The 20,309-nt window shown below is 63.1% G+C and carries 17 protein-coding genes and 1 pseudogene; 12 read left to right on the top strand and 6 right to left on the bottom strand.

The annotated features are described in order from the left end of the window. Nucleotides 1–2: 2 nt before the first annotated feature. The 12 genes and pseudogenes from infC (at nt 3) to ACPW75_RS08970 (ending at nt 14,146) form a co-directional block, all read left to right on the top strand. The gene (infC, locus tag ACPW75_RS09025; RefSeq protein WP_026080374.1) at nt 3–551 is read left to right on the top strand and encodes a translation initiation factor IF-3; all 549 of its coding nucleotides are present in this window, start codon (nt 3–5) and stop codon (nt 549–551) included. Nucleotides 552–637: 86 nt separating this feature from the next. Further along, entirely contained in the window at nt 638–835 is a 198-nt protein-coding gene (gene rpmI, locus ACPW75_RS09020) for a 50S ribosomal protein L35 (RefSeq protein ID WP_005300673.1), read from the top strand. Between the two features lie 15 nt (nt 836–850). After that, nucleotides 851–1,207 (top strand): 50S ribosomal protein L20, encoded by a 357-nt coding sequence (gene rplT, locus ACPW75_RS09015; protein ID WP_005300683.1) that lies wholly within the window; start codon nt 851–853, stop codon nt 1,205–1,207. Nucleotides 1,208–1,523: 316 nt separating this feature from the next. After that, nucleotides 1,524–2,507, top strand: a complete 984-nt coding sequence (gene pheS, locus ACPW75_RS09010) for a phenylalanine--tRNA ligase subunit alpha (RefSeq protein ID WP_016350663.1) — start codon at nt 1,524–1,526, stop codon at nt 2,505–2,507. 12 nt (nt 2,508–2,519) lie between these two features. Further along, on the top strand, nt 2,520–4,907 hold the full coding sequence (gene pheT / locus ACPW75_RS09005; protein WP_077096257.1) for a phenylalanine--tRNA ligase subunit beta: 2,388 nt from the start codon (nt 2,520–2,522) through the stop codon (nt 4,905–4,907). A 3-nt stretch (nt 4,908–4,910) separates the two neighbouring features. Then, the gene (gene ihfA / locus ACPW75_RS09000; RefSeq protein WP_005300715.1) at nt 4,911–5,207 is read left to right on the top strand and encodes an integration host factor subunit alpha; all 297 of its coding nucleotides are present in this window, start codon (nt 4,911–4,913) and stop codon (nt 5,205–5,207) included. 54 nt (nt 5,208–5,261) lie between these two features. After that, complete coding sequence (locus ACPW75_RS08995; protein ID WP_179101417.1) at nt 5,262–9,221, top strand: ATP-binding protein; 3,960 nt, start codon at nt 5,262–5,264, stop codon at nt 9,219–9,221. A 1-nt stretch (nt 9,222) separates the two neighbouring features. Beyond that, nucleotides 9,223–10,470, top strand: a complete 1,248-nt coding sequence (locus tag ACPW75_RS08990; protein ID WP_011706164.1) for a response regulator — start codon at nt 9,223–9,225, stop codon at nt 10,468–10,470. Between the two features lie 3 nt (nt 10,471–10,473). Next, nucleotides 10,474–11,073 (top strand): GNAT family N-acetyltransferase, encoded by a 600-nt coding sequence (locus ACPW75_RS08985; RefSeq protein WP_077096256.1) that lies wholly within the window; start codon nt 10,474–10,476, stop codon nt 11,071–11,073. Between the two features lie 69 nt (nt 11,074–11,142). After that, a pseudogene (cobB, locus tag ACPW75_RS08980) lies at nt 11,143–11,931 on the top strand (Sir2 family NAD+-dependent deacetylase); the annotation flags it as partial. An 89-nt stretch (nt 11,932–12,020) separates the two neighbouring features. Then, a complete protein-coding gene (locus tag ACPW75_RS08975) occupies nt 12,021–12,497 on the top strand; it encodes a hypothetical protein (protein WP_043119653.1) in 477 nt (158 codons plus the stop codon). Next, on the top strand, nt 12,497–14,146 hold the full coding sequence (locus ACPW75_RS08970; RefSeq protein WP_179101410.1) for a GGDEF domain-containing protein: 1,650 nt from the start codon (nt 12,497–12,499) through the stop codon (nt 14,144–14,146). The genes ACPW75_RS08975 and ACPW75_RS08970 overlap by 1 nt, the downstream gene beginning before the upstream one ends. 87 nt (nt 14,147–14,233) lie before the next feature. Here ACPW75_RS08970 and ACPW75_RS08965 read toward each other — a convergent pair whose 3' ends face one another. From ACPW75_RS08965 to rbsD, 6 genes are all read right to left on the bottom strand, one after another. Further along, the gene (locus ACPW75_RS08965) at nt 14,234–15,238 is read right to left on the bottom strand and encodes a substrate-binding domain-containing protein (protein WP_077096253.1); all 1,005 of its coding nucleotides are present in this window, start codon (nt 15,236–15,238) and stop codon (nt 14,234–14,236) included. After that, complete coding sequence (gene rbsK, locus ACPW75_RS08960; protein ID WP_077096252.1) at nt 15,238–16,170, bottom strand: ribokinase; 933 nt, start codon at nt 16,168–16,170, stop codon at nt 15,238–15,240. The genes ACPW75_RS08965 and rbsK overlap by 1 nt, the downstream gene beginning before the upstream one ends. A 107-nt stretch (nt 16,171–16,277) precedes the next feature. After that, entirely contained in the window at nt 16,278–17,153 is an 876-nt protein-coding gene (rbsB, locus tag ACPW75_RS08955) for a ribose ABC transporter substrate-binding protein RbsB (protein WP_010634030.1), read from the bottom strand. Between the two features lie 21 nt (nt 17,154–17,174). Continuing rightward, nucleotides 17,175–18,140: a ribose ABC transporter permease gene (gene rbsC, locus ACPW75_RS08950; protein WP_011706157.1), complete on the bottom strand. Its 966-nt coding sequence runs from the start codon at nt 18,138–18,140 to the stop codon at nt 17,175–17,177. Beyond that, a complete protein-coding gene (gene rbsA / locus ACPW75_RS08945; protein ID WP_077096268.1) occupies nt 18,137–19,654 on the bottom strand; it encodes a ribose ABC transporter ATP-binding protein RbsA in 1,518 nt (505 codons plus the stop codon). The genes rbsC and rbsA overlap by 4 nt, the downstream gene beginning before the upstream one ends. Nucleotides 19,655–19,729: 75 nt before the next feature. Next, nucleotides 19,730–20,149, bottom strand: a complete 420-nt coding sequence (rbsD, locus tag ACPW75_RS08940) for a D-ribose pyranase (RefSeq protein WP_077096250.1) — start codon at nt 20,147–20,149, stop codon at nt 19,730–19,732. Nucleotides 20,150–20,309: the final 160 nt, after the last annotated feature.

The raw sequence follows: 20,309 nt of genomic DNA, 5'->3' as shown, positions 1-20,309 counted from the left end.
CTATAAAAGGCGGAAAAAAACTGGGCAAGCAACCGCAAGCCCGCGCTCACCGGATCAACGAAGAGATCCGTCTGAAAGAAGTTCGTCTGACTGGTCTGGATGGTGAAGCCATTGGCATCACCTCCATCCAGGATGCCCTGAACTTGGCCCTTGAGGCCGGAGTGGATCTGGTCGAGATCAGTCCGAACGCTGAGCCGCCCGTTTGCCGGATCATGGATTACGGCAAATTCCTCTACGAAAAGAGCAAGACCACCAAAGAACAGAAGAAAAAGCAGAAAGTCGTCCAGGTCAAGGAAATCAAATTCCGTCCTGGCACCGACGAAGGCGACTATCAGGTAAAACTACGCAACCTGGTTCGCTTTCTGGAAGACGGGGACAAGGCAAAGGTCACCCTGCGCTTCCGTGGTCGTGAAATGGCCCACCAGGAACTTGGTATCAAGGTTCTGGAGCGAGTCAAGAACGATCTGGAAGAGCTGGCCGTAGTCGAATCGTTCCCGAAAGTCGAAGGCCGTCAAGCTGTGATGGTCCTCGCACCTAAGAAGAAATCTTAAGGCCCACAAGAAATTGACTCATGGGGCTGGCCCCATGAGTTGGTTCGCCTTGCGATTTTGTTGTCACTCACAATGCGGAGTATGAAATGCCGAAGATGAAAACCAACCGGGGCGCCGCAAAGCGCTTCAAGAAGACTGGCTCAGGTCGCTTCAAGTGCAAGCACAACCACCTGCGTCACATCCTGACCAAGAAGAGCAGTAAGCGTAAGCGTCAGCTGGGACCGAAATTCTTTGTTTCCGCTGCCGACCACAAACGTGTTGTCGCTTGTCTGCCGTACGCATAAGGGGGGATGTGAAAAATGCCAAGAGTTAAACGTGGTGTGACCGCTCGCGCTCGTCACAAGAAAGTAATGAAAGCCGCCAAGGGTTACTACGGCGCCCGTTCCCGTGTCTACCGCGTAGCGGTACAAGCGGTAACCAAAGCTGGTCAGTATGCCTACCGTGACCGTCGCCAGAAAAAGCGTCAGTTCCGTCAACTGTGGATTGCTCGTATCAACGCAGCAGCCCGTCAGAACGGTCTGTCCTACAGCCGTCTGATCAACGGTCTGAAGAAGGCTTCCATCGAGATCGATCGCAAGATCCTGTCCGATATCGCCGTTCACGACAAGCTGGCTTTCACCGCCCTGGTTGAAAAGGCCAAAGCAGCTCTGGTCTAATCCGGTTCTGTTATAAATGCTAAAAGGAGGCCTAGGCCTCCTTTTTTGTTGTCTGTCATTTGTCGTTTGCAGGCAGTGATGACTCTACCATCATGATAGCCATACATATGGTTCCATATGCCATCAAACTAAAATTGTGTAGCCAATCACGAAGAAGAAGCCGGTCCGGCTCGAAGCCCTACTTGATAACAAAATGATTTCTAGGGAGAAAAGGGCACCTTAACTATGGTCAGTGAAGGGGCTTTTTTTGTATTATTCCCCTCTTGACCTTATTTAGCCTAAAGGCTCCTGTATCGGGAGTGGTGACGAGGAAGACATGCAACAGCTTGAAGAAGTAGTCGGCCAAGCCAGGGCCGAAATTGAGGGCGTAAGCGACATCGCCGCCCTTGACGAAATCCGGGTCAAATATCTGGGTAAAAAAGGCTTTTTTACCGAGCAGATGAAGGGCCTGGGCGCCCTGTCCGCTGAAGAGCGTCCCGCCGCGGGCGCCGTGATCAACCAGGCCAAACAGCAGGTTCAGGATGCCCTGAACGAGCGTCGTGAAGCCCTCGAAGTCGCCGTGCTGAACCAGAAGCTGGCCGCCGAGACCATCGACGTCAGCCTGCCGGGCCGCCGCATCGAGAATGGTGGTCTGCACCCGGTGACCCGCACCATTGAGCGCATCGAGCGCCTGTTTGGCGAGATGGGCTTCAAGGTTGCCCGTGGTCCCGAGATTGAAGATGGCTTCCACAACTTCGATGCGCTGAACATCCCGGCTCACCACCCGGCGCGTACCGATCACGATACCTTCTACTTCAATCCTGATCTGATGCTGCGTACCCACACCTCCGGTGTGCAGATCCGCACCATGGAACATCAGCAGCCGCCGATCCGCATCATCGCGCCGGGCCGCGTCTATCGTAACGACTACGACATGACCCACACCCCGATGTTCCACCAGGTCGAAGGCCTGCTGGTCGACGAGCATGCCAGCTTCACCGAGCTGAAAGGGATCCTGCACGATTTCCTGCGCAACTACTTCGAGGAAGACTTGACCATTCGCTTCCGTCCTTCCTACTTCCCGTTCACCGAGCCGAGCGCCGAAGTGGACGTGATGGGCAAGAACGGCAAGTGGCTGGAAGTGCTGGGCTGCGGCATGGTGCATCCGAACGTGCTGCGTTCGGTCGGCATCGATCCGGAAAAATACTCCGGCTTTGCCTTCGGCATGGGCGTTGAGCGCCTGACCATGCTGCGTTACGGGGTCAACGACCTGCGTGCCTTCTTCGAAAACGACCTGCGCTTCCTCAAGCAGTTCAAGTAAGGGCGAGAGAACATGAAATTCAGTAAATCCTGGGTGATGGAGTGGGTCCGCACCGAGTTGAGTGACAACGCACTGGCCGAGCAGATCACCATGGCCGGTCTGGAAGTGGACGCCGTGGAAGCGGTGGCCGGCCAGTTCAACAACGTGGTGGTGGGTGAAGTGGTCGAGTGCGCCCAGCACCCAGACGCCGACAAGCTGCGGGTGACCAAGGTCAACGTGGGCGAGGCCGAGTTGCTGGACATCGTCTGCGGCGCGCCGAACTGCCGCGCCGGTCTGAAAGTGTGCGTGGCTAAAGTAGGGGCGACCCTGCCGGGTGATTTCACCATCAAGAAAGCCAAGCTGCGCGGCCAGCCGTCTCACGGCATGCTCTGCTCCTTCAGTGAGCTGGGTATCGACGTCGAAGCCGATGGCATCATCGAGCTGCCGCTGGATGCGCCCATCGGTACCGATATCCGCGAATACCTCGCGCTCAACGACGTCAGCATCGACGTGGATCTGACCCCGAACCGTGCCGACTGCCTCGGCATTGCGGGTCTGGCTCGTGAAATCGGCGTGCTCAACAGCGTGGACGTGGTCGAGCCGACCTGGGCGCCGGCTATTGCCACTATCGATGCTAGCTTCCCGATCCGGGTTGAAGCGCCGGCTGATTGCCCTCGTTATCTGGGCCGCGTCATCAAGGGGCTGAATCTGCACGCCCAGAGCCCGCTCTGGATGCAGGAGAAGCTGCGCCGTGGCGGCATCCGTTCCATCGACGCCATCGTCGACATCACCAACTACCTGCTGCTGGAATACGGTCAGCCGATGCACGCCTTCGATCTGGCAACGCTTGAAGGGGAACTGGTGGTGCGCCGCGCCCACGCCGATGAGCCGATGACCCTGCTCGATGGCAACGAAGTGAAGCTCAAAGAGACGACTCTGGTGATTGCCGATGCTAAAGGTCCTGCCTGCATGGCCGGTATCTTCGGCGGTGATCGCACCGGTGTCTCCGAGACCACTACCGACATCCTGCTGGAGTGTGCTTTCTTCGCGCCGCTCTCCATCACCGGCCGTGCCCGTGCCTACGGTCTGCACACCGACTCTTCCCACCGCTTCGAGCGCGGGGTGGATCCGCAGCTGCAGGCCAAGGTGATGGATCGTGCCACTCGTCTGCTGCTGGACATTTGTGGCGGTGAAGCCGGTCCGGTCATCGAGGTCAAATCCGATGATCATCTGCCCAAAGCGGCCCCCATCCGCTTGCGTCGCACCAAGCTCGACAAGGTGATCGGCATCAGTGTGGCAGATGCGCAGGTGGTCGAGATCCTGACTCGCCTTGGCATGCAGGTCACTGTGGACGCCGACGGCTGGACCGCGCTGGCCCCCTCCTGGCGTTTCGACATCGCCATCGAGGAAGACCTCATCGAGGAAGTGGCCCGCATCTACGGCTACAACAATATCCCGAACCTCAAACCCGCCGCCTCTCTGGCGATGGTGGAGCAGGCAGAAGGGCAGGTGACCTTGAAGCGCGTGCGCGACCTGCTGGTTGATCGCGGCTTCCAGGAAGCGATCACCTACAGCTTCGTCGATCCCAAGGCTCAGCAGACCCTGTTCCCGCAGAGCGATGCCATCGTGCTGCCGAACCCGATTTCGGTCGAGATGTCCGCCATGCGCGTCTCTCTGTTCCCGGGTCTGGTGCAGGCCGTGGTTTACAACCAGAACCGTCAGCAGCCACGGGTGCGCCTGTTCGAACAGGGCCTGCGCTTCATCAAAGACGAAAACGCCGAGAACGGCATCCGTCAGGAGCCCATACTGGCCGGCATCATCACCGGCAACCAGAGCGACGAGCACTGGGACATCAAGAGCCGCGCTGCCGACTTCTTTGATTTGAAAGGGGATCTGGAAGCGGTGCTGGATCTGACTGCCGAAGGAGCCACCTTCAGCTTCGAGCGTGCCGAGCACAGCGCCCTGCACCCGGGCCAGAGCGCCGCCATCCTGCGCAATGGCGTGGTCATCGGCCACATCGGCGTGATCCACCCGAGCCTCGAGAAGAAGCTGGGTCTGAAGAGCCGCGCCGTGATGTTCGAGCTGGAGCTGGACAAGCTGACCCCGGCCAAGGTGCCGGTTGCTGCCGAGGTTTCCAAGTTCCCTGCCAACCGTCGTGACATCGCCGTGGTGGTTGATCGTCAGGTCCTGGCCGGTGATGTCCTCGCAGTAATTAAAAAAGTTGGCGGAAATCAGGTAGTTGGAATAAACTTGTTTGACGTATACCAGGGTGCTGGCATGGCAGAGGACAAGAAGAGCCTGGCCATCAGTCTTGTTCTGCAAGACACCCAGCGCACTCTGGAGGAGAAAGAGATTGCCGAGACCGTAGACAATGTCGTGCGGGCCCTTGGTGAAGAGTTGAATGCATCCTTGAGGGATTGATCTATGGCGCTTACCAAAGCCGACATTGCAGAGCACCTGTTCACCCAGCTCGGGATGAGCAAGCGTGAAGCCAAAGATATGGTGGAAGCCTTCTTTGAAGAGATCAGACAAGCGCTTGAGCGTGGTGAACAAGTCAAGATTTCAGGCTTCGGTAACTTTGATCTTCGTGAGAAGAACCAGCGTCCTGGACGTAACCCGAAAACCGGCGAAGATATTCCTATCAGCGCCCGGCGGGTGGTCACCTTCCGCCCTGGTCAGAAGCTCAAGGCCAGGGTCGAAAATGTTGAGCCCAACGAGTGACAAAAAGCCAGGCAACCGCCTGGCTTTTATTTTTTCATGAGAAAAACCAGCCTATTGCTAGGCCTGCTGCTGGCTGCGCCACTGCAGGCGATGGATCTCCCCCTCTCTCCGGCGGCCAAGGCGTATGCCGATGCCACCAAGTCGCTGACCATCTGTTATCCGGCGCTGATCCGGCCGCCTTATCTCGAGGAGTCGGGAGGCTTGCTGATCGATCAGATGGAGCGGTTGGCAGAGCAGCTCCCTTTTCCGCTCCTGCACGAGAAGCTGCCCAACTGGTCGGCGGTGCAGCGCGGCTTGCAGGAGGGGCGCTGCGATCTCATTCCCAATGTCGGCCCTTCGTTGCAGGCCCTGCCGGGCATGGCACTGAGCCGTGCCATGCTGGAGGCCGAATCCGCCATCCTCTATCGCGGCGATCTGGAGCGGGCGACCTTCTTGGTCTCTCCCATCTGGCAGGCGAACGAGGTGCTCAAGGCGCTTTATCCCCGCTCAACCCAGTTGCCCCTGACCGAGGCGGACAACTGGTACGCGGCGCTGGCGGCGGGCAAGGGGACCGCCTACCTCGGTGACTATCTGCAACTGCGCTACCTGATGCGCGAATACCCGGATCAGGGGCTGCGGCTGCGCCGGCTGCGCAGCGATGAACTGGTGGTGAGCTACCGGCTGATGATGCGCGACCAGCCGGAACTGCGCGAGCTCATCGATACCGCCATCCGCTATCTGCCGCCCGGTGCCCTTTACAAGGATCTGGACCGTTATCTGGCGCAGGGGGAGCAGGACATCAACCCGCTTCACTTTACCGACAAGGAGCAGGCCTGGCTGGTCGGCACCTCCCGCGCCATCAAGCTGGTCGTCAACCCGGATTTCATGCCCTACAGCGGTCTCGACGAGCAGGGGGAGCTCAAGGGGTGGAGCGCCGACGTACTGCGGCAGGTGAGCCAGCAGACCGGCCTCAACTTCCACGTGATCCCGATCGCCAGCAAGGAAGAGGCGCTGGCCAAGCTGCGCAGCGGCGAGGCGGACATGATGGCCGGCCTGCTGGAGACGCCGGCGCTGACCGATACCTTCGACTTCACCCGCATCATGGCGCTCAATCGCTATGCCCTGGTCAGTCGCAAGGCGAAGTCGTTCGATACGCTGGCGGCGGTGAAGGGCGACATCGTGGTGCCCGCCACCCTCTATGACGAAGCGATGCTGGCCCGGCTGGGTGGCGAACATCATTGGCGCAAAAGCGACACCCTGGCGCAGGGGCTTGCGGCGGTGCAAAGCGGTGAGGCCGACGCCATGCTGGCCGAGCTCTACCAGCTGCAATACCCGCTTCGCAACAACCAGCTGGACGGGCTGGATATCAGGGAGCTGCCTCAACGATTCGGACTGGGGTTTGCCATCAGCCATCACAGCCCGCGACTCGCCGGGGTGATGGAACAGAGCCTGATGGCCTTCACCAGCAGGCAGAACGACGATCTCAATCAGCGCTGGCGCCGGCTGGTGCTGACCCAGCAAGCCGGGGTCAGCTACGGGATCTGGCTGGGGTCGGTGTCGCTGGCGCTGTTGATCAGTGCTGGTGTCATCTGGCTGATCTGGCGTTCCCGCCAGCAGCTGGCCCGGGAAGTGAGCCAGCGTCAGGAGATGGAGCAGACCCTGGCGCTGGAGAGCCAATTCAGGGAGTCCCTGTTCCAGGCGCTGCCGGTGCCGGTGTTTCTGCGGGACAACCAGGGCGAGATCATCAAGCGCAACAAGCAGGCCAAGCGGCTGGAGGCGCGCTACCTGGCCGAGCTGCACCTGCCAGAGGCCCAGTTGCAGGGGGGCGAGGGGGAGATGGCTTTGGGCGATCAGGTCTACTCCTATGCCCAGATCCCGCTTCAGCTTGGCAAGCAGTCGCCGGCCGGGGATCTCATCGCGCTCTCCAACATCAGCGCCCTGCGCGAGCGCACCCGCTTGCTGCGCCAGGCCGAGCGCCGCTTGCGGGCATTGACCAATACGGTGCCCGGGGTGGTGATCCAGTTCCTGCTGCAGCGAGAAGGCATCGCCCAGGTAGAGTTCATCAGCCGTGGCAGCTACGAGCTGCTGGGGCTGGCCAGTCAGCAGATCCGCCGCAATCCCGGTCAGGCGCTGGGCCGACTGGAGCAACATGACAGGCGCAAGATGAAGGCCCCCATGCTGGAAATGCTGCAGGCCGGTCAGCCTTTTTCCTACGCGCTGCGCTATGAGCACCCGGGCAAGGGCACCCGCTGGCTGCAGTTCTACGGCCGGGGGCGCAGCCAGTCCGAGCAGGGCTGGCGGGTGTACGGGGTGGTGCAGGATGTGACGACCCGGGTCGAGCAAGAGCAGGCGCTGCAGGCTTCCCACGAGCGGGCCGAGCAGGCGGTACTGGCCAAGGGGCGTTTCCTCGCGGCGGTGAGCCACGAAATTCGCACCCCCATGAACGCCATTCTGGGGTTGCTGGAGTGGCTCAGCCACACCTCCCTCAATGCCGAGCAGCGCTCGGCACTGGCCCACGTCCGCCAGGCGGGGGACGAGCTGCTGGGCCTGCTCAACGACGTGCTGGACTTCAGCCGCAACGAGAACCGACAGTTGGCGCTCTCGCTGCAGCCCACTGATCTGGTGGATTTGTGCGAGCACGTGGCGGCCGTGCACTGGTCCAAAGCCCGCTCCAAGCGTCTGCAACTGCGGCTGGATCTCGATCATCGACTGCCCGCCCAGGTGGAGCTGGATCCGCACCGGGTGCAGCAGGTGCTGCACAACCTGCTGGCCAATGCCATCAAGTTCAGCTCCCGTGGCGAGGTGGTGCTGTGGGCCCGCCGCGCTGGCTCTCAGCTGTTGTGCGGAGTGGATGACGAGGGGCCCGGCATCAGTGCCGAGCTGCTGCCGCGGCTGTTCCTGCCCTTTGAGCAGGGCGGGGAGGCGGGTCAGCCGCGGGCCCAGGGCACCGGGCTCGGACTTGCCATCTGTCGCCAGCTGATGGAGCAGATGGGTGGCGAGATCCGGGTCGAGCCGCGGCCGACCGGCGGCAGCCGTTTCCTCTGTGCGCTGCCCCTGGTGTTGCTGCAGGAGATGCCGCGCTGGCGACCAAGGGTGGCCAGCGTGCATGTGCAACTCGGCGGGGCCGAGCGGGACTATCTGCTGCCCTGGCTGGGCGAACTGGATTTGCAGGACGATCCGGCCGGCCCGGTATTGAGCGTCCGGCTGGATGAGCAGGGGCTGCGTTACTGGGACTGGCAGGGGGAACCCTGGGTGCCGGGCTCGGTGGTGAGTCTGATGCAGCCAAGGCTGGTGCCCTCTAGCCAGGGCATGATCACGCTGCCGGGGCAGGGGATGCGGGTGCTGCTGGTCGAAGATCACGAGGTGAACCGGGTGTTGATCAGCATGCAGCTGACCCAGCTGGGGGCCCGGGTGATCAGCGCCGCCAACGGCCAGCTGGCGCTCGACATCCTGCAGCATGAGACGGTCGATCTGGTGTTGACCGATCTGCAGATGCCGGTGATGGACGGCGCCGAGCTCTGCCGCCAACTGCGCGACTCGCCGCGCTGGCAGCATCTGCCCACCTACGTCATCACCGCCGATCTCAGCGAGCAGGCGGCGGCGCAGCTGGCCAGCTGTGGTTGTCGCGGGCATCTGGACAAACCGCTGCTGCTCAAAGACTTGGCCAATCTGCTGCGCAGCCTGGGCGAGCCGGACCAGGCACTGGCACCCGAGCCGCCCCCTCAAAGCGACGTATCGGCAGAAGGGGAGGTCTGGGCAGCGCGGGAGGTGTCGCTGCTGGCGCCGGAGCTTATCCCCCTCTATCTGGATGCGACCGGGCAGGATCTGGCCGACATTGAGCGCTGTGTCACACAAGGGGATGAGATGGCGCTTGAAGCCGCTTTACACAAGATGAAGGGGGCCGCCAAAATGGTGGGAGCCACCCCGCTTGTTCAGGTGATCGAGCAGTGGAAACGGGATCCACGGCAACCCCTGCTACCCCCGCTGCGGCAAGCTCTGGATGAGGTGTGCCGGCGACTACGTGAGAGGCTCTGACATGATCATCACAGATGAAGAGTTACTGGCGTTGCTGAACTCGGAAGAGACGGACGAGCGCCTGTTCCACCCCGTGACCATCTACGCTCTGGACGGGGTCGCCTATCGGACGGCAAAGGCCGTCGAGCTACCCGAGTTCGCCACCTTGCGCCGTACCCGCCCTGATGCCTGCTGGCAGTGGGAAGGGTTGTTTGCCGCCGGTGCCATCGCCCTGTTCGATCCCGACTCCCACGTGGGGGCTGACTATCTGCCGCAGCTGACGGCGCAGGCCGAGGGTGTCTATCGCCTCACCGACGACTGGCTGGCGGGGGTCAATGGCCGCTACCTGGCGTGGCAGGAGTGGCTGGCCCAGACCCAGGTGCTGCTGCTGGAGGATCACCCGTTTCAGGGGGCCCACATCCAGCAGGAGATCAAGGGGCTGGGGGTGCCCTGTCAGTGGGTGCAGGATGGCAACGCCTGCATCAAGGCGCTGGCCGGCGGCGAGGTCAAGCTGCTGGTGAGCGATCTCAGTCTGGTGGAGCAGGATGCCATCAGCCTGCTGATGAGCCAGCCCCAATACCAGCACAGTGGCTTGCCCATCGTGCTGCTCTCGGCCCACGATCAGACCTTGATCGACGGCGCCCGCCGCCTGCTGCACGATGCCGGTTTCAACGTGCTGGCCGCCCTGGCCAAGCCGCTGCTGGCAGATGATCTGCTGCGGCTGCTCAAGACGCTCTATCTGGGGCCGCAGCGTCAGCGCCGGTTGAGCGGCCTGCGCCGCACCATCCGCACCTGGCAGGGGGAAGAAAAAGGGCTGCTCGGGCTCTTGTCCGATCCTCCGTCGCCCTTGCCCATCTGGCTGGCAGTGACCGGCTTGCCACCGCGCTGGGAGCGGGTGCGCGAGTGGCTGGTCCAGCAGGGCCGGGAGCCTGGCGAGCTCACCCTGCTCATCCACCGGCGCGACCACCTGCTGAGCCAGGCGGAGCGTTTTGCCCTGGTGTTGCAGGCCAGTCTGGCGGGGGCCAAACTGGCACTGCTGCTGGACAACGATCAGCACATCCCGTTCGACTTGCTGGAGCGGATGCCGCTGCAGCACCTGCTGCTGGGACAGAGTCTGCTGCCCGGGCTGGAAGCCATGACCCCGGACTCCCTGCTGGGGCGTTTCATCAATCGGGCCAGAGAGCTCGGGATCGCCCTCTATCTGGACGATCCCTTCAACCTGCTGGACAGCAATCTGTGGCGCGATCAGGGCGTGGCGGGGCGCTGGTAGACAGTGGCCCGCTACCTCTGCTGGCCACCGGACGAGGCCCGGCTGCGGCGCGCCCTGGCCGGCTGGTTGCATCCTCATTCGCGGGCAGCCCTGCCGCTGATGATGGAGGTGGGGGGCATTCCCTGCCGCTTGCAGGAGTTGGCGGGGGCCGATCCCGAGCGGATCAGGGCCGCCTATGGCGAGCTCAGCGAACAGAGCGTCTACCTGCGTTTCATGCGCGCCAAGCAGCTCCCGAGTGACGAGCAGCTCGCCTTCTTCCTCGATTACCCCAAGGAGCAGCAGATTGGGCTGCTGCTGACCGACGGTCAGGGGCGACCACTGGCCCAGGCCCAGTCCATCCGGCGGCGGCTGCACCCGGATCGGGCCGAGTTTTCCTGTATCGTCGCCGATCACTTCCAGCACAGGGGGGCAGGGCGGCGCATCCTGCTGGCGCTGGCTTTGCTGGCGCGCGCCGAAGGCATTCGCGAGTGGACGGCAGAGGTGCTGCCCCAGAATCGCCCCATGCTGGCGCTGCTGCGCGGGCTGGGCTTGCCGCTCACCCTGGTGACGGGACGGGAGCTGGTGTTCGTGCGACTCGATCTGAGCGTGCTCGACACCCTGTAACCGCGTCATAAGACCAAGGGCGAATAGGCCGGTTTTTCACCCTGTGCTAAGGTCAGCCAGAGAAGTAGCCAGAGGGAGTCAGTCATGGTGCAGTCAGCGAAACACATCGTCATTCTTACCGGTGCCGGGATCTCGGCCGAGTCGGGCATCAAGACCTTTCGCGCCTGTGACGGTCTGTGGGAAGAGCACAGGGTCGAAGACGTGGCGACGCCGGAGGGCTACGCACGGGATCCCGCTCTGGTGCAGGGCTTTTACAACTCCCGCCGCCACCAGCTGCAGCAACCCCACATCCACCCCAATCCGGCCCACTATGCGCTGGCCAGGCTCGAGCGCCTGCTGCCGGGCTGCGTCACCCTGGTGACCCAGAACATCGACAACCTGCACGAGAGCGCCGGCAGCAAGAACCTCATTCACATGCACGGGGAGCTGCTCAAGGCGCGCTGCCCGGGCTCGGGCCAGGTGATCGAGTGGCGTGGCGATCTGCAGCAGGAGGAGCTGTGCACCTGCTGCCAGTTTCCCCAGCCGCTGCGCCCGCACGTGGTCTGGTTCGGCGAGATGCCGCTCGGGCTGGATCGCATCTACAGCGTGCTGGCCCAGTGTGATCTGTTCATCTCCATCGGCACCTCGGGCGCTGTCTATCCGGCGGCCGGTTTCGTGCACGAGGCGGGATTGAACGGGGCCCACACCATCGAGCTCAATCTCGAACCGAGCGAAGTGGGCAGCCAGTTTGACGAGAAGCGCTACGGTCCGGCCTCGTTGCTGGTGCCGGCCTACGTGGATGAGCTGCTGCAAAGCTGCGGCGTCCACCAGCCGGCGCAGATCGAGGGCCACAACTGGATGGAGATGCGCGGTCCCTGAGCTATTGTGCGACTGGACAGTTGCAATGAACCGGTGAAATCGCCACACTGGCAGCCACAAAAAATGGGACGCAGTTGGCGCAAATTACCATGACCGCAGTAAAGCAATGGATCGCTTTTTTTCTCCTGATGCTGGCCAGTGCCGGCGCATCGGCCTCGATCCCCCTGATGACCCTGGTGCTGCCAGGCGGCCAGCAAGTGACCCTCGATGAGGCGGCCCTGTCCGCCCTGCCGCAGACCGAATTCACCACCACCACCCCCTGGACCCAGGGCGCCCACCACTATCGCGGGCCGACCCTGGCGGCCGTGCTGGCGGCGCAAGGGATCCTGGATGCCCGCAAGATCGCCGTCTCGGCCCTCAACGGCTATCAGCAGGTGGTGGATCTGGCCCTGTTCGACGGCGTGCCGCTGACCCTGGTGCGCCAGGAGGACGGCAAACCGCTGACCCGGCGCAACAAGGGCCCGCTCTGGCTGCTCATTCCGTTCACCACCTATCCCAAGCTGGACGTGCCCGCCATCCACAATTGCATGGTGTGGCAGGTGACCCGCATCGAGATCGTCGATTGATGGGGCTATCCCGCCACAAACTGCTGTTGGTTGCGGTGTCGCTGCTGTTTCTGCTCTCCTCGGGCAGCAGCCTCTATCTGCAGCATCGCCAGGAGCAGCTGGTCGATACCTTCTACCGCAATATCCACTGGAACATCAGCCAGGTGATGCTGGAATCCCAGCGTTTCCTCTACGATCTGCAGCTCTACCGAGCCGGCCGGCTGGGGATGGAGACCCTGAGCCTGGATTACGATCTGCTGTGGAACCGGCTCGATATCTTCCTCATCAGCAGCGAAACCGCCGAGGCGCGCCAGCGGCACGGGCTCGGCAAGGCGCTGGCCGGACTGTTCGAGCAGATCAAGCAGCTCGAACCCCAGATGGAGGCCGGTGCGCTGCGCGAGGGGGCCGAGCTTGCTCGCTTGCAGGAGGCGATCGCCAGCCAGACCCGCCTCATCGAGCAGATAGGGGATCAGATCCTCTCCGGCCAGGAGCGGGAGCGTTCGGTCAGCCAGATCCGCAGCAGCCTGTTCTGGTTGCAGATCTGGCAACTGATCCTGTTGCTGACCGGCGGCGCCCTGGTGGCCGCCCTCATTCGTGCCAATCTGGCAAATCGCCGGCTCGCCCTGCTGGATCCCCTGACCCGGCTTGGCAACCGCCGTGCCCTGCAGGAGCAGCTCTCCCGCGCCCTGCATGCCGGCGAGGCGAGCGCCCTGGTGGTGCTCGATCTCAAGCGCTTCAAGCAGGTCAATGATCTGCTCGGCTATCAGGTCGGTGATCGGCTGTTGCAGACGGTGGCCGACAAGCTGCAGCAGGCCCACGGTGGCCACGCCTACCGGCTCGGTGGCGACGAGTTCGCGGTGGTGTTGACCAGCGCGGATGGCGCGCTGGAAACCCGCATTCATGAGCTGGTGAGCCTGCTCCATTTCGAGTTCGTGACCCGGGAGTGCAGCTTCGATCTGGCCTGTCGGCTCGGGGTGGCCAAGGCGCAGCAGCAAGATGCCGGCCGGCTGCTGGATCAGGCCATCCTGGCCCTCAATCAGGCCAAACGCAGCCAGGAGGGGGACATCTGCTGGTTCGAACCTGCCATGCTGCAGCAACTGCAGTTGAGCCAGCATCAGCTTCATCAGCTGCGCGACTGGCTGGCCGGGCGTGAGCCTGCACCGCTGCGAGTGGCGTTGCAGGGGCTGACGGACGGGCAGGGCAACGACCTGTGGCAAATGACGCTCTACTGGCGTGAGCAGGGGGCGCCCTGCCAGATGCGCTGGCTGCAGGAGTGCGGCGTGCTGGGGCCCGTGCTGGCCCGGCTGCTGCAAGCGCACGAGGCGCAGCATGTCGATGGGCGGGCGTTGTTGCTCCCGCTCGACAACCAGGCCCAGCTGGCCCATGTCGTGGCCTATCTGCCGGGTGCATCCCGCACGCCGCGGGTGCTGCTGGTGCCAACGCTGTTGCCGGATGCTGCCTTGCTGGCGGGGTTGCGGCAGCAGGGTTGCACCCTGGCGCTCAGAGACATTGGCAGCGCCACCCCAGCGCAGCTGGCGGCCGGCTGGCCTGTCCGTTACTGGCTGCCAGATGACGCGGAGCACAGCGAGTTGTTGCAGCCGCTGGCCCGGCGACTGGGGCTGGTTCAGTTGCAGGTGCTGGCGGGCAGTGAGGCAAGGCAGCTGGCCTGAGCACAAAGAGCGGTATTGAACCGGCCAGAGACAAAACGCAGCAAGGCGACCCCAGGGTCGCCTTGCTGCGTTTAATGCCCGTGAATGTCAGGGGCGGGGGGCGCAAGAATCCCTGATCACCAGGTCTGGGTCGACGGTGATCAGATGATCCGCCACCGCCTCGCCATTGATGCGCGCCAGCAGCCGGGTGACGGCGAGGCGGCCCAGCTCCTCTTTCGGCTGATTGACGGTGGTGAGCGGCGGCGACATGAATTCAGCCAGCGCCACGTTGTCATAGCCGACGATGGAGAGATCGCGCGGGATCACCAGCCCCGCCTGATGAGCGGCGCTGATGGCCCCCATCGCCATCATGTCGTTGCAAACGAACAGCGCGGTGGGGCGCTCGGGCAGCGCCAGCAGGCGGGTCATCGCCTGGTGGCCGCTGGCGCAGTCGAAGTCACCCTCCTGGACCCACTGTGGGTTGACAGTTAGCCCGGCCTCCTGCATCGCCTGCTCAAATCCTGCCTGACGCTGGTTGGCGGGAGCGCGGCTGTGGGGGCCGGTGATGCAGCCGATGGCGGTGTGACCGAGTCCCAGCAGGTGGCGGGTCGCCAGGTAGCCGCCGCGATGGGAGTTGTCGGCGATGAGGTCCACGTCGGCACTCTCCATCCCCCAGTCCATCACTACAACAGGAAGACTCTTGAGCCAGTCGAGCTGGTTGAACACCTCTTGCTGGCCTTCGCTACACATGATCAGCAGGCCATCGACCCGCTTGCGCAGCATCATCTTGAGGTAGGAGAGCGCCGTCTCGGCTTGGCCCTCGGTGTTGCCCAGCATCAGGTTGTAGCCCTGCTCGAAGCAGTAACGCTCCACCCCGCGCACCACCTCGGCAAAGAAGGGGTTGCTGGAGGTGGTGACCAGCATGCCGATACTGTTGGTCTCCTTCACCTTGAGGCTGCGGGCCACCAGGCTCGGGGCATAGTTGAGATCACGCATGGCGGCGAAGACCCGCTCGCGGGTCTCCTCGGCGACGAAACGGGTCTCGTTGATGACGTGGGAGACGGTGGTGGTCGACACCCCCGCCAGCGCCGCCACCTCCTTGATATTGGCCATCAGTGCCCCTGCGCAGTCTGCTCAAGCAGGAAGGCGTCGACCTCCTGCTTGCTCGGGATGGAGCTTTGGGCACCAAACCGGGTGACGGAGAGCGCGGCGGCGCCGTGGGCAAAGCGCACGGCAGCGTCAAAGTCGGCGCCGGCGAGCTCGGCCGCCAGCAGGGCGCCGTTGAAGGTATCGCCGGCCGCCGTGGTGTCCACCGCCTTGACCCGAAAACCCGGGATGAGCGCTTGTTGCTGCCCCTTGCTGCAATAGACTCCTTGCGAGCCCAGGGTAATCATCACCTCTCCGATGCCCATCTGGTGGAAGCGGGCGGCCGCCTCGGCTGCGCTCGCCTCGTCGGTGACCTTGATGCCGGTCAGCAGCTCTGCTTCGGTCTGGTTGGGGGTGATGAGGTCGACCAGTGCCAGCAGTTCGCTTGAGAGCGGGCGAGCGGGGGCGGGGTTGAGCACCACCCGGGTGCCGTGGGCACGGGCCAGGCGGGCGGCTTCCTGCACGCTCTCCAGCGGCACTTCCAGCTGCAGCAGCAGGGTGTGGGCGGCGGCGATCATCGCTTCATGGCCTTTCACCACGGATGGGGTGAGGGCGCCGTTGGCTTCAGCGGAGATGCCGATGCTGTTCTCCCCCTCATCGCTCACATAGATGATGGCGATGCCGGTCGGGAGCTTGGGGTCGAGCTCGACGGCGCTCACGTCGATGCCGTCTTTGGCAAAGCCGGTTTTCATCTGGTGGCCGATGGCGTCATCGCCGATGCGGGCGATAAAGGAGACCTCAGCACCTAGCCGAGCGGCGGCCACCGCCTGGTTGGCGCCCTTGCCACCGGGCACCACTTGATAGCTGTGGCCGGTCAGGGTTTCACCCGGGCGAGGAAAGTGGGGAACGCGCAGCACGTGGTCTGCATTGACACTGCCCAGAACGACGAGACGATTCATGTTGAGTACTCCTGATGCATCTTGGCATGGACACGAAAGCCGGATCCAGGCCGGGAGGCACCGTAAACCTTGAGTGAAAAGGGGGAGGTGAACCTCCCCCCGTCAACTTACTTGCTGACCACTTGCAGCGGAACCGGGATGGATTTTTCCACCGGCTGGCCCTTGAGCACCTTGTCGGCGGTTTCCACGCCGATGGCGCCGATCAGCGCGGGCTGCTGGGCCACGGTGGCGGCCAGTTTACCCTTGGCTACGGCGGCCTTGCCATCGTCGGTGCCGTCGAAGCCGACGATCATCACCTCTTTGCCGGCGGCCTGCACGGCGCGGATGGCACCCAGAGCCATCTCGTCGTTCTGAGCGAACACCGCCTGTACGCTCGGGTGAGCGGCCAGCAGGTTCTCCATGACGTTCAGACCCTTGGTGCGGTCAAAGTCGGCGGGCTGGGAGGCCAGCACTTCCAGCTTGTTGGCGGCCACGGCCAGGGCAAAGCCTTCGCCACGGTCACGGGCGGCGGAGGTACCGGCGATCCCTTCCAGCTGGATCACCTTGGCACCGGCACCCAGCTTCTGGGTGATGAAATCGCCGGCCAGTTTGCCGCCCGCCACGTTGTCGGAGGCGATGTGGGCCTTGACGTCACCCTGCGCCGCGCCGCGGTCCAGGGTCAGCACCGGGATGTTGGCCTTGTTGGCCAGCCGGATGGCGTTGCCCACCGCTTCGGAATCGGTCGGGTTGATCAGGATGGCGTTGACCTTGCGCACGGTGAGATCTTCCATGTTGGAGAGCTCCTTGGCCGGGTCATTCTGGGAGTCCAGCACCACCAGCTCGTAGCCAAGCTCCTTGGCCTTGGCTTCGGCCCCTTCCTTCATGGTGACGAAGAAGGGGTTGTTGAGGGTGGAGACCACCATGGCCAGGGTGTGATCGGCGGCCTGGGCGGTGCCCAGCACGGACATGATGGCGGCAGCGAGCAGGGTATTGAGCTTTTTCATCATTTCATTCCTTGTGTGTGCTTACTTGCTTTTGTTATCGATCATCACGGCGAGCAAAATCACGCTGGCCTTGGCGATCATCTGGTAATAGGACGATACGTCGAGCAGGTTGAGGGCATTGTTGAGGAAGCCGATGATCAAGGCACCGATCAGGGTGCCCATGATGCGACCCTTGCCCCCCATCAGGCTGGTGCCACCCAGCACCACGGCGGCGATGGCATCCAGCTCGTAACCCATGCCGGCGGTCGGCTGGGCGGAGGAGAGGCGGGAAGTGACGATGAGCCCGGCCAGTGCCGACAGCATGCCGCACAGACCATACACCGCGAGCTTCACCCGGTCCACATTGATGCCGGAGAGGCGGGTGGCCGATTCGTTGCCGCCGAGGGCATAGATGTAGCGACCCAGGCGAGTGTGGTTGAGCATGAACCAGGCCAGCAGGAAGACGATGGCCATCAGCCAGATGGGCACCGGCAGACCGAACAGGTAACCGGTACCCAGCCAGGCGAAGTGATCAGCGCCGTCACTGAAACCGGTGGAGATGGGACGCCCCTCGGTATAGACCATGGTGACGCCGCGCAGAGCGGTCATGGTGACCAGGGTGGCGATGAAGGCCTGCACCTTGCCCTTGGCAATGATGAGGCCGCTGATGCCGCCAAGCAGGGCACCGGCCCCCAGGGTGAGGGGGATCACCAGGGCGATGGGCAGCTCCATGGCGACCATGGTGGCGGCCAGGGCGCCGCACAGGGCCAGTACCGAGCCGACCGACAGATCGATGCCGGCGGTGAGGATGACCAGCGTCATGCCGACCGCCATGATGGCGTTGACCGAGGTCTGGCGCAGGATGTTGAGCAGGTTGTCGGCGGTGAAGAAGTTGGGGCTGAGGAAGGAGACCACGCCGATCAGCACCAGCAGCGCGACCAGGGATTTGTTCTCGATCCACCAGGCCTTGCTCATGACGCCGCGGCGGGAAAGGGTTTGGGTTGTCATTGTGCTGCCTCTTGCTCTGCTTGCCACTGTTTACCGACTGCCGCTGCCATCAGCTTCTCCTGATTGGCATCGCGGGTGTTGAATTCTGCGCTGATGCGCCCTTCGTGCATCACCATGATGCGATCACTCATGCCGAGCACTTCCGGCATTTCGGAGGAGACCAGGATGATGCTCATCCCCTCCTTCTTGAACTGGTTGATGAGCTGGTAGATCTCCTTCTTGGCGCCGACATCGACGCCGCGGGTCGGCTCGTCCAGGATCAGCACCTTGGGCCTTGTCAGCAGCCCCTTGGCGATGGCCACCTTCTGCTGGTTGCCGCCGGAGAGGAGCTTGATCAGCTGATCCTGACTCGGGGTCTTGATGTTGAACAGGCGCACATAGTCGCCCACCGCCTGGCGCTCGGCCTGGCCGTCAATCTTGCCGTGGCTGATGAACTCGCCAAGGGCGCACAGGCTCATGTTCTCGCGCACCGACAGCTCCAGCACCAGGCCGTCGCCCTTGCGATCCTCGGAGATGTAGGCGATGCCGGCGGCCAGGCCATCGGCCGGGCTCTTGGGGGCCAGTGCATGGCCATCCACGGTAATGTCACCGGCGCTGATGGGGCTGGCACCGTAGATGAGCTTCATCAGCTCGGTACGGCCGGAGCCCATCAGGCCGCTGAAGCCCAGAATTTCACCCTGACGCAGGGAGAAGCTCACCCCGCGCACGCCGGGACCGGCCAGCTCCTTGACCTGCAGGCTGACCGGGCCAAGCTCGCGGGCGAGGCGGGGGTACTGCTCTTCCAGCCGGCGACCCACCATCATCTCGATGATCCTGTCTTCGTCTAGCTCGCTCACCGCCTGCTCGCCGATCCACTTGCCATCGCGCAGCACGGTGACCCGATCGCAGATTTCGAAGATCTCCTTCAAGCGATGGGAGATGTAGACGATGCCGCAGCCCTGCTCACGCAGCTCGCGGATGACCACGAACAGCTGCTCGGTCTCGGTGTCGGTGAGGGCATCGGTGGGCTCGTCCATGATGATGACGCTGGCATCGAACGACAGCGCCTTGGCGATCTCCACCATCTGCTGTTCGCCGATGGAGAGATCCCCGAGCCGGGTATCCGGGCCGTGCTTGACGCCAAGCCGTGCCAGCAGGGTGCTTGCCCGTTCGCGCAACTGTTTGTGGTCGATGCTGCCAAAACGGGTACGAGGTTCGCGGCCGAGGAAGATGTTGGCGGCAATCGACAGCTCAGGCAGCAGGTTCAGCTCCTGGTGGATGATGCTGATCCCCTGATCCTGGGAGTCGCGGGGGCCCTTGAAGTGAACCGGCTGGCCGCGATAGCTGATGCTGCCCGCATCGGCCTGGTAGATGCCGGTCAGCACCTTCATCAGGGTCGACTTGCCGGCGCCGTTTTCGCCGAGCAGGGCCATCACCTGACCCGGATAGACCTTGAGGCCCGCCTCATCGAGGGCACGCACCCCGGGGAAGGTCTTGACGATCCCGGAAAGCGCTAGAATGGGCGAGGGGAGCATATTGGCGTTCCCGGAGAGCCCGGCAGGGGACGGGGGGAGCATATTGGCGTTGCTCATAGCTGCTTCCTTGGGAATTTAAAACGCCACGCCGGCGCAGAGAATGAGGTTGGCGTAGGGGGTCACCTCGCCGCTGCGCACGATGGCCTTGCTCTGGTGGGAGCGAGCCTTGAACGCTTCGTGCAGGCAGTACTCGATGGTGATGGGCTTGCCCTGGGCGGCGGCGTGCGCCTCCAGCTGATCCACCAGCGCCTGATGGGCGGCGGGGCTGATCTGCTTGATCTCGCTTGCCATGATCACCTTCTCCACCACCAGGTCGGTGAGCAGGGCGGTCAGCACGCTTTCAAGGCTCGGCGTCCCCGCCATCAGCGCCAGATCGATGCGCTCCGGGCCCGCCGGGATAGGCAGGCCCGCATCGCAGACGGTGATCTCGTCGGTGTGACCCATCCGTGCCACCAGGGCACTCAGGGGAGCATTGAGCAGTACGCCTCGTTTCATACAGCACCTCGGCAGGCTATGCCTGCGTATCTGATGTTAGCTAGGCAACCGGTTACGCAATCGGTTGCGTCATGAGGTGGAAGATAGGCGCTCAGGCGGTTTTGATCCACCAAGAGATGGCAGAAATGTGAAAACGATCTCAATGGCGAGGGGGAAGCGG

The organism is Aeromonas sp. FL131 (assembly GCF_049860615.1).
GTDB lineage: Bacteria > Pseudomonadota > Gammaproteobacteria > Enterobacterales > Aeromonadaceae > Aeromonas > Aeromonas hydrophila.
The sequence above is the reverse complement of the archived record's forward strand: the minus strand, read 5'-3'. Positions and strand labels throughout refer to the sequence as shown.

Bases quoted from the DNA above. Each gene is read 5' to 3' on its own strand.
- rpmI (WP_005300673.1), top strand. From the start codon at position 638: ATGCCGAAGATGAAAACCAACCGGGGCGCCGCAAAGCGCTTCAAGAAG.
- rplT (WP_005300683.1), top strand. From the start codon at position 851: ATGCCAAGAGTTAAACGTGGTGTGACCGCTCGCGCTCGTCACAAGAAA.
- pheS (WP_016350663.1), top strand. From the start codon at position 1,524: ATGCAACAGCTTGAAGAAGTAGTCGGCCAAGCCAGGGCCGAAATTGAG.
- pheT (WP_077096257.1), top strand. From the start codon at position 2,520: ATGAAATTCAGTAAATCCTGGGTGATGGAGTGGGTCCGCACCGAGTTG.
- ihfA (WP_005300715.1), top strand. From the start codon at position 4,911: ATGGCGCTTACCAAAGCCGACATTGCAGAGCACCTGTTCACCCAGCTC.
- ACPW75_RS08990 (WP_011706164.1), top strand. From the start codon at position 9,223: ATGATCATCACAGATGAAGAGTTACTGGCGTTGCTGAACTCGGAAGAG.
- ACPW75_RS08975 (WP_043119653.1), top strand. From the start codon at position 12,021: ATGACCGCAGTAAAGCAATGGATCGCTTTTTTTCTCCTGATGCTGGCC.
- ACPW75_RS08970 (WP_179101410.1), top strand. From the start codon at position 12,497: ATGGGGCTATCCCGCCACAAACTGCTGTTGGTTGCGGTGTCGCTGCTG.
- ACPW75_RS08965 (WP_077096253.1), bottom strand. From the start codon at position 15,238: ATGGCCAATATCAAGGAGGTGGCGGCGCTGGCGGGGGTGTCGACCACC.
- rbsK (WP_077096252.1), bottom strand. From the start codon at position 16,170: ATGAATCGTCTCGTCGTTCTGGGCAGTGTCAATGCAGACCACGTGCTG.
- rbsB (WP_010634030.1), bottom strand. From the start codon at position 17,153: ATGAAAAAGCTCAATACCCTGCTCGCTGCCGCCATCATGTCCGTGCTG.
- rbsC (WP_011706157.1), bottom strand. From the start codon at position 18,140: ATGACAACCCAAACCCTTTCCCGCCGCGGCGTCATGAGCAAGGCCTGG.
- rbsA (WP_077096268.1), bottom strand. From the start codon at position 19,654: ATGCTCCCCTCGCCCATTCTAGCGCTTTCCGGGATCGTCAAGACCTTC.
- rbsD (WP_077096250.1), bottom strand. From the start codon at position 20,149: ATGAAACGAGGCGTACTGCTCAATGCTCCCCTGAGTGCCCTGGTGGCA.